Genomic DNA, 13,414 nt, shown 5'->3' with positions numbered 1-13,414 from the left:
GAGTCCCTTGTTGGGCCGATCTGCGAACCGCTTCAGCTTCCCCCTGCGAAATCGAGCTGTCGCCAAGCCTCGAACACCGTCACCGCGACCGCGTTCGAAAGATTGAGACTTCTTGATTCTGGACGCATCGGCAAACGAATCCTCTGCTGGGCAGGCAAAGACTCCAGCACTTCAGGCGGCAGACCGCGGGATTCGGGACCGAACAAAAAAACGTCCCCAGGTTGATAGGATATCTGGTCATGGCGCTCGGAGCCCTTGGTGGTGGCGGCGAAAATACGCCGTCCGCGCAAAGTCTCTTGACAAGCCGCCCAATCCTCATGAACCACTACGCGAGCGTACTCGTGGTAATCGAGTCCCGCGCGGCGCAGCTTGGCGTCCTCCAAAGGGAAGCCCATGGGTTTGACCAGATGCAGTTCACAGCCGGTGTTGGCACATAAACGAATCACATTGCCCGTGTTGGGCGGTATTTCCGGCTGAAAAAGAATTACAGTGAACATCGTTGGCAGGCTGGATTGTTCCAAAGAATCAAAATCTTGGTCAAGTTTTAGGAGAAAAGGCCCTGGCGAGCACCCAGCCATCGACCCGTTTTGCCCCCTGTTTTTTCAAAATTTCGGCCAGCGCCGACAGGGTGGCGCCGCTGGTGGCGACGTCATCGACAATGGCGATGGAAAGCCCGTCACAGCGGCAATTTACGCCGAAAGCATGGCGAAGGTTTTTCCTGCGTTCGGCGCGCCCGAGCGAGGCTTGGGGCGGAGTGTTGTATTTTCGCCAACACAACTCGGCGCTCAAACGGCTCGCCATTGTAGCAGCGATCGCTTTCGCCAGCTCATGACTTTGATTGAAACCGCGCTCGGCAAGTCGTTCTTTTGCCAATGGAACGGGAATGACGAGGTGATATTTTGGGCTGCGCGGCCGGGCGAAATCGGCGAGCAGGCCGCCCAGCGCCGCGCCCATTTGCAGCTGTTTTCCGTATTTGAAGGCGTGGATCAGCGCGGCGAGCGGGTAGTCGAAGCGGTAGGGCGCGTACAAGGCGTCGAAGGCGGGCGGACGGCGCTGGCATTGGCCGCAGCAGCCGCCGGAGACGGGTAGCGGTTCCGCGCAGCGCGCGCATTGCGTGGACGGCAGCGCCGGCAGTTGCCGGCGGCAGTCGCCGCAAAAGCCCCGGTCTGCCCGCCAGTCTCCGCAGAGCCAGCATGGCTGATTAAATATTGTGCAACTGTCAATTATGAGTCTCTTCAGGTTTGACAGCATAAGGTCCTCCCCAGCAAGATGCGCTGATTCGCCCCACGCCCGGCCGGGCGTGGCACTCTGACGGTCCTGACGGCGCGAGCTGGAATTATCCTTGCCTGATCAAGGTGTTCCAGCGCCGGGCAGCGGCCACAGCCAGGATAGACCATGCATTCTTCCGCTATCGAATTCAAGCCTTCCGCCACCCCGCACCCGGAGTCCCCCAGCTGGACTGCGGCGGAAATCGAAACCTTGTTGGCGCTGCCCTTCATGGAGCTGGTGTTTCGCGCCGCCGAGATCCATCGCCAGTTCTTCGACCCCACCAAGGTGCAGCTGTCCACGCTGATTTCCATCAAGACCGGCGGCTGTCCGGAGGACTGCGGCTACTGTCCGCAATCGACGCATCACGACACGCCGGTGCCCAATCAGCCGATGCTGACGGTGGACGAGGTCTTGAGCGCCGCGCGCGCGGCCAAGGCCAACGGCGCCAGCCGCTTTTGCATGGGCGCGGCCTGGCGCGGCCCCAAGGACGCGGACCTGGAGAAAACCCTGGAAATGGTCAAGGAAGTCAAAGCCTTGGGCCTGGAAACCTGCGCCACTTTCGGCTTGCTGAAAGGAGGCCAGGCGGAAAAACTGAAGGCGGCGGGCCTGGATTATTACAATCACAATCTGGATACCTCGCCGGACAAATATTCCGATATCATTGCCACCCGCGACTACGAAGATCGTCTCGACACTTTGGGAAAAGTACGCAGCGCCGGTCTGTCGGTGTGCTGCGGTGGTATTGTTGGCATGAATGAAACCCGCAACGATCGCGCAGGTCTGATTGCACAGCTAGCGAATCTTGAGCCGCAACCGGAATCGGTGCCGATCAACAAGCTGGTCAAGGTAGAGGGCACGCCGCTGGAAGGCGCCGCGTCGCTGGACTGGACCGAGTTTGTGCGCACCATCGCGGTGGCCCGCATCGTGATGCCCAAAACCTATGTGCGATTGTCCGCCGGACGCCGTGAAATGGATGAGTCCACGCAGGCTTTGTGCTTCCTTGCCGGGGCCAATTCCATCTTCTACGGCGACAAGTTGCTGACCACCGGCAACCCCGAGGTGGACGCCGACCGGCAGCTGCTGGAAAAGCTTGATTTGACGCCGCTTTGAGCGGTTTGGGCGGCGGATTCGCGGGCGATGTAAAAAATGTATATATAAGGAATAGCTTGGGCGGTCGGCGGAGCCGGTTCCGGCCAAGCCCTTTTCACGGGATATTTCGAGCCGATATGCGCCTTCAAGACCTGCCTGCCGCCCTGCTGGATCTTTCCGCCACCCATCGCCGTCGCCAACGCGCGGTCGTCGACAGCCCGCAGGGCGTCGAAGTGGTGGTGGACGGACGTTCCTACGTCTCTTTCGCCAGCAACGATTACCTTGGATTAGCCGATCATCCGGCTCTGGTGCGCGCCGCGCAGCAGGGCCTCGAACGCTGGGGCGTGGGCGGCGGTTCGTCGCATCTGCTGGCCGGCCACTTCAGCGTGCAGCAAGAAGCCGAGGAGGCGCTGGCGGAGTTCGTCGGTCAGCCGGCGGCATTATTGTTCGGTTCCGGCTACGCGGCCAATCTGGCGATTGTCAGCAGCTTGCTGGACCGCGGCGACGCGGTGTTCGCCGACCGGCTGAACCACGCCTCGCTGAACGACGCCTGTAGACTGAGCCGCGCCGAGTTCAAGCGCTTCCATCACAACGACCTGGCGCAGCTGGAACGCCTGCTGGCCGAGTCCGACGCCAAGACCAAGCTGATCGCGGTGGAAGCGGTGTACAGCATGGACGGGGACGAAGCTCCGCTGCCGGCGCTGCTGGCCTTGGCCGAGCGCCACGACGCCTGGCTGTACGTGGACGACGCCCACGGCTTCGGCGTGCTGGGCGACGGCCGCGGAGCGCTGGCCGAGCACGGCCTGTCCAGCCCGCGTTTGATTTACATGGCGACCTTGGGCAAGGCCGCCGGCGTGGCCGGCGCCTTCATCGCCGGCGGCGCCGATCTGGTGGAATGGCTGATCAATTCCGCGCGCAGCTATATCTACACCACCTCCCAGCCGCCGGCGCTGGCCTGTGCGATCCTGGCCAGCCTGCGTCTGATCGCCGAGGCCGGCGAGCGGCGCGCGCGGCTGCGCGAATCGATAGAAATCATCAAATCCGGACTATCTGAATTCAAATACTCTGCAGGGGCTTCCCGAACGCCGATTCAGCCACTTATCATAGGCGGCGATGAACAGGCGTTGGCCTTGGCCGCCCGTCTGCGCGACCAGGGCTTGTGGGTGCCGGCGATCCGCCCGCCCACGGTGGCGGCCGGGACCGCGCGCTTGCGCCTGTCCTTGTCGGCCATGCACCAGCCGGAACACTTGCAGCGCCTGCTGTCCTGTATTCAGCGCGCCGCGGCGTCCTGAGCCGACGCACCCATGGGGAGGGGCGCATCGGCATGGCCGGATTTTCCAGCTAACTCATACTACGATAATCACATGAAGAGCATGGCTGAATATCTGGCGACGCCAGAGCAGGCCGCCGCGATGGCGCTGTCTCTGCTGCAAGAGCAGGGAGGGGTGCGCGTTGCCGCGGTCTGGCGGCAGCTGGGGGCGGCCTGGCAGCTCTTGGCGGCCTTGGGCGCCGCCGACGCCTTGCCCGGCGCGGAGACGCTGGCGGACGGAGACAGATTGGACGCCGGCTGCGAGGCGATGCCCTTGCGCGCCGGCGAACAGGTGCTGGGCTGGCTGGTGTGGCGCGGCGACGCCGGTCCGGCGCTGAACCCGGCCGCCGCGCTGCTGTGCGCCCATCTGCTGTGCGCGCGGCTGGGCGCGGAGCAGGTGGCCTCGCGCGAAGCCAATGAAGCCCTGTTCGACATTTCCCAACTGGCCGAAGAATGCGGCACCATCGACCAGGTGCTGCCCGGCCTGCACCGCCAGATGATGCGGCTGATGGACGCCAGCAATTTCTACATCGCCCTGTACGACGACGAAGCCCAGGTCATCCACTTTCCCTTCTACATCGACCAGCGCGACCCCGCGCCGCCCGCCAGCGACGCCATCTTCCCGCTGGCCGGCCACGCCCAGTCGCTGACCGCCTGGCTGATCCGCGGCGGCAAGCCGGTGGTGCTGAGCCGCGAGCGCCTGCTGGAAGTGTGCCAGCAGGAAGGCCTGAGCCGGCAGGGCCTGTTGCCGGCCAGCTGGATGGGCGCGCCGCTGGCCAATGCCGGCGGCCATGTGATCGGCGCGGTGGTGCTGCAGCTGTACGAGGATCAAACGCCGCTGACCTCGGCCGAGCAGCAGTTGTTCCTGTTCGCCGCCCGCCACGTCGGCTTCGTGCTGGAGCGGGTGCTGCACCGCAGCCAGCTGGAGCGCCAGGTGTGGCTGCGCACCAGCGAGCTGGAAGGCGCCAACGCGCGGCTGCGCGCGGAAGTGGCCGAGCGCAAGCGCGCCGAGCGCTTTCAGGGCGCGCTGTTCCGGATCGCGGAGCTGTCCAATACCAGCCTGTCGCTGGAGGCCTTCCTCGGCGGCCTGCACCGGCTGCTGGCCGAGATGGTGCCGGCGCGCAACTGCCTGGTGGCCTTGTACGACCAGTCCGAGGACTGCATCACTTTCCCCTATTGCGCCGACGAATACGCGCCGCCGCTCAAGCCGCACCGGCCGGGCAAGGGTTTCGTCGAACAGGTGCTGCACAGCGGCCGGCCTTTGCTGATCGATCCCTACTCGCAGCAGAACCGCCAGCCCGAGGCCGACGAGGAGCTGCCCCGGCCCAAGAGCTGGCTGGGCGTGCCCCTGTATTGCGGCACCGATCTGTTGGGCGTGCTGGCGGTGCAAAGCTATGAAGAGGACGTGGTCTACAACTTCCGCGATCAAGAAGTGCTGGAGTTCGTCGCCAACCACATCGGCGCGGCGCTGACCCGGGTCAAGGCGCTGGAGAGCCTGCAAACCTCTTACGTGGAGCTGGAGCAGCGGGTGCGCGAGCGCACCAGCGAACTGGACGCGGTCAACGCCCAGCTGGAGTTCGACAGCCTGCACGATCCGCTGACCAAGCTGCCCAACCGCAGTTATTTTTCCAAGGCGCTGCGCCGGGCCTGGGAGACGTATTCGCATGGCGGCGGCGAACGCTTCGCGGTGCTGTTCATCGACCTGGACCGCTTCAAGCTGGTCAACGACACCCTGGGCCACCTGGCCGGCGACCACCTGCTGTTCGAGGCCGGCGCGCGCATCCGCTCCTGCCTGCGGCATTACGATTTTCTGGCGCGGCTGGGCGGCGACGAGTTCGCGGTGCTGATGTTCGGCATGGACGGCGGCGGCGACTGCGAACGCATCGCGCAGCGCATCGTCAGCGAGTTCGAGCGGCCGGTGATCCTGGCCGGGCGCGAGGTGTTCTCCACCGCCAGCGTCGGCGTGGTGCTGGCGGACCACGAGCATTACCACAAGGCCGACGATCTGCTGCGCGACGCCGACCACGCGATGTATTGCACCAAGCAGCAGGGCCGGCAGGGCTACACCCTGTTCAACCACGAACTGCGCATCAACCAGGCGGACCAGCTGGCGCTGGAGAGCGAGCTGCGGCGCGCGCTGGAAGAGGAAGGGCAGTTGCAGCCGTATTTCCAGCCCTTCATCGACGGCGACAGCGGCGAACTGGTCGGCTTCGAGGCCCTGGCCCGCTGGCAGCATCCGCAGCGCGGCCTGATCTCGCCCGGCCTGTTCCTGCCCATCGCCGAGGAGAGCGGGCTGATCACCCGGCTGGACCGCTACATGCTGAACGCCGCCTGCGCCCAATTGAGCGCCTGGCGGGTCCAGGACAGGGTGGGGCCGGAAGTGGCCTTGCACATCAACCTGTCGTCGGCGCATTTCCACGATCCGGAGCTGGCGGCCTGGATAGGCGAGCGCATCCGGCATTACCGGCTGCCGCCGGCGACGCTGCACCTGGAAATCACCGAAAGCGCGCTGATCGATCAGCCGGAAATCGCCGCCACCGTGATGCACGCGCTGCATGAGTTGGGGGTGAGGCTGGCGCTGGACGATTTCGGCACCGGCTATTCGGCCTTGTCCTATCTGCACCGCTATCGCTTCGACGTGCTGAAGATAGACCAGTCCTTCGTCTTCGACCTGGACCGCACCCAGGAATCGGCGGCCATCGTGCGCGCCATCCTGGCGCTGGCCAAGGCGCTGGACCTGGACGTGGTGGCCGAGGGCGTGGAAACCGCCGCCCAGCTGGCCATGCTCAAAAAGATGGGCTGCGGCAAGCTGCAGGGCTTTTACTTCGCCGCCCCGGCGCCGGCCCAGGGCGTGGACTGGGAGCGGCTGGCGCGCTTCCGCCAGGAGTTCCAGGATGAGCGCTAGCGGATGGCGGCGCTGGCCGCAGGCCTTCAACCGCTGGCGCTACAATCTGTACGCGCCGGTCTACGACCGGCTGGCGCAAGCTTTCGCCGCGCGCCGGCGCCGTTCCATCGCCCTGCTCAATCCGCAGCCGGAAGAGCGCGTCTTGCTGGTGGCCGCCGGCACCGGCCTGGATCTGGACTTCATGGTGCGCTGTCGCCACGTGGCCGCCATCGACATCTCGGACGGCATGCTGGCGCGGCTGAGCGCCCACGCCGCGGCGCTGGGCATGGCGGTGGACGCCAGGGTGATGGACGCGCAGGCGCTGGATTTCCCGGACGCCAGCTTCGACGCGGTGGTGCTGCACCTGGCGCTGGCGGTGGTGCCGGACCCGCAAGCCTGCATCCGCGAAGTGGAGCGCGTGCTCAAGCCCGGCGGCCGGGCGGCGGTGTTCGACAAATTCCTGCCCGACGGCCGGCGGCCGTCCCTGTTGCGCAGCGCCGGCAACCTGCTGTCGCGCGTGATCGCCACCGACATCAACCGCCGGCTGGAAGATATCCTGGCGGCCTGCCGTTTGCGCAAGGTTCATGACGAAGACGCCGGCCTGGGTGGTTTCTTTCGCATCGCGATCTTGCGAAAATGAAGGTTTCACCCCATCTGGTCGTCCATGAGTCTGTTTGTTGAAACGCTGGGCCAAGGCCCGGACGTGGTCCTGTTGCACGGCTGGGGCCTGCATGGCGGCGTGTTCAGCCGCGTGGCGGCGCAATTGGCCGCCGGCCATTGCGTGCATCTGGTTGATCTGCCCGGTCACGGCGCCTCCGCGCCGCTGGCCTCCTTCGACGCCGACGCGGTGGCCGATCTGCTGGATCAGGCCTTTCCGCTGCCGCTGCAATTGGTGGGCTGGTCGCTGGGCGGCCTGATCGCCCAGCATTGGGCGGCCCGTCATCCCGACAAGATCAAGAGCCTGGCCTTGGTGGCCACCAGCCCGCGCTTCGTGCGCGACGACAGCTGGCCGCACGCGCAGGAGCGCAAGTCCATCGAAGCGGTGGCCGCCAGCCTGGACGGCGCCTTCGAACAGACGCTGGAGCGTTTCCTGGCCTTGCAGATGATGGGCGCGCCGTCGGCGCGCGACACGCTGAAGGCCTTGCGCGCGGAGCTGTTCGCCCATGGCCGGCCGCAAGGCCTGCTGCCGGCGCTGGAATTGTTGCTGACGGCCGACGCGCGCGCGCTGGCCGGCCGCATCCAGTGCCCGACGGGCCTGTTCTACGGCGCCCGCGACGCCATCACCCCGATAGGCGCCGGCCGTTGGCTGGCCGACGCGCTGGGCGACGCCCGGCTTTATGAATTTCCGCAAGCGTCGCACGCGCCGTTTCTGTCGCACGAAGCCGAATTCGTCGCCGCGCTTGCCCAGCACTTGGAAACCCATGCATGACTGAAGCGTTTTACACCGACAAGGCGCGGGTGCGCGCCTCGTTCGAGAAGGCCGCCGCCAGCTACGACTCCGCCGCGGTCCTGCAGCGCGAAGTCTCCGACCGGATGTCCGAGCGGCTGGACTACATCAAGTTTCAGCCGCAAGTGGTGCTGGACGCCGGCGCCGGCACCGGCTACGGCTCGGCCCAGCTGCGCGCCCGCTATCCGGACGCGCGCGTGGTGGAGCTGGACCTGGCGCAGGCGATGCTGCAAGCCTCGCGCGCCAAGCAGCAAAGCGGTGACGGCCTGCTGAAAAAACTGTTCCGTCCCAGCCAGCCGTGGCAGGTGGTGGCCGATGTCGAGCGCCTGCCGCTGGCCGACGCCAGCGTGAACATGATCTGGTCCAGCCTCACCATCCAGTGGGTCAACGTGCCGGACAGCGTGTTCGCAGAATTCCGCCGCGTGCTGAAGCCCGAAGGCATGCTGATGTTCTCCACGCTGGGGCCGGACACCTTGCACGAGTTGCGCGGCGCCTTCGCCGGCGTGGACCGCGCCACCCACGTCAACCAGTTCATCGACATGCACGACCTGGGCGACGCGCTGATGCGCGCCGGCTTCGCCGAGCCGGTGATGGACATGGAAAAAATCGTGCTGACCTACGGTCGCGCCCGCGAAGTGATGGCGGACCTGAAAGCCATAGGCGCGCACAACGCCACCAGCGGCCGCGGCCGCGGCCTGATGGGCAAGCACGCCTGGCAGCGGGTGGAGGCGGCGTATGAGGCGCTGCGCCGCGACGGTAAACTGCCGGCCACCTACGAGGTGGTGTACGGCCACGCCTGGAAGGGCGGCGACAAGAAGCTGGCCAAATTCAGCGAGGACGGCCGCCAGGTGATCGAGTTCGTCAAGAAGCGGCCGGAATAAGGCGATGCCGACCATCCGCCCGGCCACGGCCAAGGATGCCGGCTGCCTGGCCGCCCTGTCGATTCAGGTATGGCTGAGCACCTACGTCACCGACGGCGTCCGCCGGGACATGGCCGACTATGTGCTGAGCGAATTCACGCCGGCCAACTTCGAGGCGCTGATCGCCAGCCCCTCGCATCAGCTGCTGGCGATGGAGCAAGACGGCTTTCTGCTCGGCTACGCGCTGATGAAGCTGGACAGCCGATGCCAGGGCTGCGATTTCCCCTGCGTGGAAGTCGAGCGGCTCTATCTGGTGGAGAGCCGCACCGGGGCGGGCCTGGGCCGGCGCTTGCTGCAGGCGGCGCGTCAATGGGCGTCCGGCCTGCCCGGTCAGCCGCGTTTGTGGTTGACGGTATGGCACCGCAACGAACGCGCGATCGCCTTCTACCGCCGGCTGGGCATGAGCGTCCACGGCGAATGCCATTTCGAATTGGAGGGCGCGCGGCATCTGAATTACGTGATGCTGGACTCCGCGTCCGTTGGGGCGGCCCAGGCGGCCGCCGATCTCTGAAAGCCCGATGGAATCATGATTAGCAAACACACACTCCGCCCCTGGCTGTTGGCGGGCATGGCCGCGCTGCTGTCGGCTTGTTCCACCTTGTCCACCCCTCCCGCGGCGGTGCCGCCCAAGCCGGCGCTCAAGCCCAAGATCGGCCTGGCGCTGGGCGGCGGCGCGGCCAAGGGCTTCGCCCACGTCGGCGTGATCAAGGTGCTGGAAGCCGCCGGCCTCACCCCGGACCTGGTGACCGGCACCAGCGCCGGCAGCGTGGTCGGCAGCCTGTACGCGTCCGGCCTCAGCGGCATGCAGCTGCAGAGCCGCGCCATTCAGCTGGACGAATCCAATCTCACCGACTGGACGCTGTCGAGCAAGGGCGTGATCAAGGGCGAGAAGCTGCAGAGCTGGATCAACGCCCAGGTGGCCAACAAGACCATGGAACAACTGCCGCGGCCGTTCGGCGCGGTGGCCACCGAACTGGACAGCGGCCGCAAGGTGGTGTTCCGGCTGGGCAACACCGGCCAGGCGGTGCGCGCCTCGGCCAGCATTCCCAACGTCTTCCTGCCGGTGAAGATCGGCAATAAGAGCTATGTCGACGGCGGCCTGGTCAGCCCGGTGCCGGTCAGCGCCGCGCGCGAGATGGGCGCCGACTTCGTCATCGCCGTCGACATCTCGGCGCGGCCGCGCAAGGGCGCAGCCACCGGCTTCCTGTCCATGCTGGACCAGAGCCTGAACATCATGAACGGGCCGGCGCTGGCGCAGGAACTGAAGCAGGCCGACGTGGTGATCCGCCCGCAAGTGCAGAATATCGGCTCCGCCCAATTCGACGCGCGCCATCAGGCTATTCTGGAGGGGGAGCGCGCCGCGCAGGCGGCGCTGCCGCAGATCCGGCAATTGCTGCAGCAAAAAGCCGCGGCCATGAACAAGTGAGCCGGCTTCTTCGGACGCGGGGCCGGCAAGGCCCCGCGCGAGGCCGACAAGCGGTCGGTTTTAAATGTAAATTGGATTAATGGCATAATGCTGCCGGGCCGGCCTTGCATCGCAACATGGCCGGCCGCCCACCATCAGCAACCGCGGGCCCCGCCTGCCTGGAGACCTGGATGATCAAGCTTTACGGCGCTGCGCTGTCCCCTTATTACAACAAGGTCAAAATCGCCTTGCTGGAAAAGGGCGTCAACTTCCAAGAAATCCTCACCGGCCCTTCGCAGCAGGAAGAAATGCTGGCGAAGAGCCCGATGGGCAAGATTCCTTTCGTCGAAGTGGGCGGCCACGCGATGGCGGAGTCGGCGGTGATCCTGGAATGGCTGGAAGACGCTTACCCCACCGCCTCCCTGCTGCCGCCGACGCCCAACGGCCGCGCCCACGCGCGCCAACTGAGCGCGATGCTGGATTTGTACGTGCTGATGCCGGCGTTGCCGCTATACCGGCATTGGCTGTTCGGCAGCCCGCTGGAAGCGGGCGCCATCGAGGCGGCGCGCCAGCAGATCGCGCGCGGCGTGGCCGCCTGCGCCCAACTGCTGGATTACGGCCCCTGGGCCTGTGGCGAGGACTTCAGCAGCGCCGACATCGGCGCCGCCTGCATCCTGCCGGCGCTGTCGCAGATGAGCAAGGCCTTGCTGGGCGAAGACGTGACCGCCGCCTTCCCCGAGCGCGACGCCTATTTGCAGCGCCTGGCCGCGCGCAAGAGCGTGAGCCGCACCTGGAGCGAGCGCGAGGCGGCGCTGACCGCCTTCCGCGCGCGCCAACAGCAGTAACACCGCTGTCCCGCTTGCCGGAATTCGGCGTTTGAGCAATTATAGAGTTCAAACTCCAATCAAGTGTTTGCGTTGGCGCGGACACGGTTCCCAAGCGGGAGGCGGTGATGAAGTTCGACATACAGCTGCTGCTGCTGGCGATGGCGCCGGTGTTTCTGGCCTTTGTCGCCGGCGAGTTGTGGCATCTGCGCCGGCAGCGCCGGCTCAGCCTTTACGATTGGCGCGATTCGGTGTGCAGCGCCTGCCTGGGCTTGCTGCACCAGGGCGCGGACAAGCTGGCCTGGGTGCTGGTGTTGCCCTTGTACGCGTGGATTTACCAGCAACACCGCTTGTTTCAGTTTTCCGATTCCTGGCTCAGCTTCCTGCTGCTGTTCATCGGCCAGGACTTTCTCTACTACTGGTTCCACCGCGTCAGCCACCGCGTGCGCTGGTTGTGGGCGGCGCACAGCGTGCATCACAGCTCCACCCGCATGAACTTCACCACCGCCTTCCGCCAGAGCCTGATGTATCCGCTGGCCGGCATGTGGGCGTTCTGGCTGCCGCTGGCCTGGCTGGGCTTCCCGCCCGAACAGGTGGTGGGCGTGGTGCTGCTGAACCTGGCCTTCCAGTTCTTCGTGCACACCCAGGCCTGTCCCAAGCTGGGCTGGCTGGAGTACGTGCTCAACACCCCGTCCATCCATCGCGGCCACCACGCCAAGAATCCGCGCTACATCGACCACAACTACGCCGGCGTGCTGGTGGTCTGGGACCGCCTGTTCGGCACCTATGTCGAAGAGAGCGCCGACGATCCTTGCGACTACGGCACCGTCAAGCCGGTGAACAGCTTCAATCCGCTGTGGGTCAGCGTGGTGGAATGGCGGGACATGCTGCGCGAAGCCTGGCGTGCGCCCAACTGGAAAGACCGCTGGACGGTGCTGTTCGGCCCGCCGGAGGCCGCCGAGGCGGTGGCGGCGCGCTGGCGCTGAGGGCATGAAAAAAGCGGACCGGGAGGTCCGCTTTTGCGTAGCATGGTCTTGAGCCAGCCTAGCGCGGCTAGCAAGCATCAGCGTCAGCGCTGAGCCAGTCGGCGCAACTCTACACCAGGATGCTAAACCAGCACCTTGCCGTTCTTGGCCGGCAGGGTCTTGCCCTTGGGCTTGCGGTCCATGCGCACGGTGCCGGTCTTGCCGTCCAGCGAGTACTTGACGTCGTAGCCGACGACTTTTTCGCTGCTCTCGTTCACCTCGTTGCAGATGGTCTGGGTGCTGTTGACCTGGTCGCGCTGCTGCATGCCTTCCTGCACCTTGTTGCCGGCCAGGCCGCCGGCCAGCGCGCCGATCACGGTGGCGGCCTTCTTGCCGTTGCCGCCGCCCACCTGATTGCCCAGCACGCCGCCGATCACGCCGCCTATCACCGAGCCGGCGATGCGGTTTTCATCCTGCACCGGCGCCTGGTGAGTCACTTGCTGCTGATGGCAGACCTGCTTGGGCGCGTTGACGGTTTCCTTGATCGGCGTCACCGCCAGGATGCGGGCGTGGGTGGCGTGGACCGGCGCCGCCGGCTTGGCCGGCGCGCTGGGTTCGGCGGGCTTGCTCGCCGCTTGCGCCGTTTGCACCGCGGCGGCGGGCGCCGCCGCCGCAAGAACGGCCGGAGCGGAGGCCACGGCGGGAGGCAGCACCGCCGCGGCGGCGGAAGCGGCCGCCGGCGCGCTGGTGGTTTGCTGCGGCGCGGCCGCGGTTTGCGGATTGGACTTCACCGCCTGATAGCCGGCCACGCCCAGGCCGCCGAGAGCGATGCCGCCGCCCAGCACGCTGGCGATCAACAAGGATTGTTTCATGGTTCGTCTCCAAAACGAGGCCGTCTATGCGGCCGTAATCATGATGAGTGAGATGAAATTCAGACACTTCATGGTGGCAGACAGTTGCAAATCAAATGTTTTCCATTTGTTACTAAAAGTGGCGAATCGTTAGCGTTTGCGGCGGCGGTAGCCGTGCTCCGGGGGCGCTAGCGGTTTGATTTAAATCAAGATATCAGCGAGCGAACGCTTGCTTATATGCGAGTCGGCTGATAAGCGCGCAAGACGGGCGCTGTGGCAGAAATTTGCAGTAGTCTGCAGGTAATTGAGCAATTAGAGCAAAGTATTTGTTTAAATAATCGAATTTAATTTCATTGTATTCAATATATGACGCGTTCAAGGCATAAAAAGCCAATGTCGTCGTTTGACGCGGGGCTTGCTTGGGTGCTTAATGTCCAGCTTGTCGATGTTT

13 protein-coding genes are annotated in these 13,414 nt (G+C 65.4%); 10 read left to right on the top strand and 3 right to left on the bottom strand.

All coding sequences use genetic code 11. The features are described 5' to 3' along the window. Positions 1 to 32 precede the first annotated feature (32 nt). Together trmL and JW897_RS09705 are read right to left on the bottom strand one after the other, a co-directional pair. The gene (gene trmL / locus JW897_RS09710; protein ID WP_205465991.1) at positions 33 to 497 is read right to left on the bottom strand and encodes a tRNA (uridine(34)/cytosine(34)/5-carboxymethylaminomethyluridine(34)-2'-O)-methyltransferase TrmL; all 465 of its coding nucleotides are present in this window, start codon (positions 495 to 497) and stop codon (positions 33 to 35) included. Between the two features lie 40 nt (positions 498 to 537). Then, positions 538 to 1,251: a ComF family protein gene (locus JW897_RS09705; protein ID WP_048413601.1), complete on the bottom strand. Its 714-nt coding sequence runs from the start codon at positions 1,249 to 1,251 to the stop codon at positions 538 to 540. Between the two features lie 144 nt (positions 1,252 to 1,395). On the opposite strand from JW897_RS09705, the gene bioB reads away from it, so the two are divergent. The 10 genes from bioB (at position 1,396) to JW897_RS09655 (ending at position 12,133) form a co-directional block, all read left to right on the top strand. Further along, the gene (gene bioB, locus JW897_RS09700) at positions 1,396 to 2,379 is read left to right on the top strand and encodes a biotin synthase BioB (protein ID WP_205465925.1); all 984 of its coding nucleotides are present in this window, start codon (positions 1,396 to 1,398) and stop codon (positions 2,377 to 2,379) included. A gap of 116 nt (positions 2,380 to 2,495) precedes the next feature. Further along, entirely contained in the window at positions 2,496 to 3,650 is a 1,155-nt protein-coding gene (gene bioF, locus JW897_RS09695; RefSeq protein WP_205465924.1) for an 8-amino-7-oxononanoate synthase, read from the top strand. 72 nt (positions 3,651 to 3,722) lie between these two features. Continuing rightward, positions 3,723 to 6,572, top strand: a complete 2,850-nt coding sequence (locus JW897_RS09690; RefSeq protein ID WP_205465923.1) for a bifunctional diguanylate cyclase/phosphodiesterase — start codon at positions 3,723 to 3,725, stop codon at positions 6,570 to 6,572. Then, entirely contained in the window at positions 6,562 to 7,191 is a 630-nt protein-coding gene (locus JW897_RS09685) for a class I SAM-dependent methyltransferase (protein WP_205465922.1), read from the top strand. Before JW897_RS09690 ends, JW897_RS09685 begins: the two co-directional genes overlap by 11 nt. Before the next feature lie 24 nt (positions 7,192 to 7,215). Next, positions 7,216 to 7,980 carry a pimeloyl-ACP methyl ester esterase BioH gene (gene bioH / locus JW897_RS09680; RefSeq protein WP_048413596.1) on the top strand — a complete coding sequence of 255 codons (765 nt, stop codon included), beginning with the start codon at positions 7,216 to 7,218 and terminating at the stop codon, positions 7,978 to 7,980. Then, positions 7,977 to 8,879, top strand: coding sequence for a malonyl-ACP O-methyltransferase BioC (bioC, locus tag JW897_RS09675; protein ID WP_205465921.1), 903 nt, complete (start codon positions 7,977 to 7,979; stop codon positions 8,877 to 8,879). The genes bioH and bioC overlap by 4 nt, the downstream gene beginning before the upstream one ends. 4 nt (positions 8,880 to 8,883) lie before the next feature. Then, a complete protein-coding gene (locus JW897_RS09670) occupies positions 8,884 to 9,429 on the top strand; it encodes a GNAT family N-acetyltransferase (RefSeq protein WP_205465920.1) in 546 nt (181 codons plus the stop codon). Between the two features lie 15 nt (positions 9,430 to 9,444). Then, positions 9,445 to 10,344: a patatin-like phospholipase family protein gene (locus JW897_RS09665; protein ID WP_205465919.1), complete on the top strand. Its 900-nt coding sequence runs from the start codon at positions 9,445 to 9,447 to the stop codon at positions 10,342 to 10,344. Between the two features lie 170 nt (positions 10,345 to 10,514). Then, a complete protein-coding gene (locus JW897_RS09660; protein ID WP_205465918.1) occupies positions 10,515 to 11,168 on the top strand; it encodes a glutathione S-transferase family protein in 654 nt (217 codons plus the stop codon). A gap of 107 nt (positions 11,169 to 11,275) precedes the next feature. Beyond that, a complete protein-coding gene (locus tag JW897_RS09655; protein ID WP_205465917.1) occupies positions 11,276 to 12,133 on the top strand; it encodes a sterol desaturase family protein in 858 nt (285 codons plus the stop codon). Positions 12,134 to 12,255: 122 nt separating this feature from the next. Here the strand turns inward: JW897_RS09655 and JW897_RS09650 are convergent, their stop codons facing one another. Next, positions 12,256 to 12,984, bottom strand: a complete 729-nt coding sequence (locus JW897_RS09650; protein WP_205465916.1) for a glycine zipper 2TM domain-containing protein — start codon at positions 12,982 to 12,984, stop codon at positions 12,256 to 12,258. Between the last annotated feature and the right edge of the window lie 430 nt (positions 12,985 to 13,414).

This window comes from Chromobacterium alkanivorans (assembly GCF_016937655.1).
Classification (GTDB): domain Bacteria; phylum Pseudomonadota; class Gammaproteobacteria; order Burkholderiales; family Chromobacteriaceae; genus Chromobacterium; species Chromobacterium alkanivorans.
This window is presented reverse-complemented; position numbering and strand designations above follow the sequence as displayed.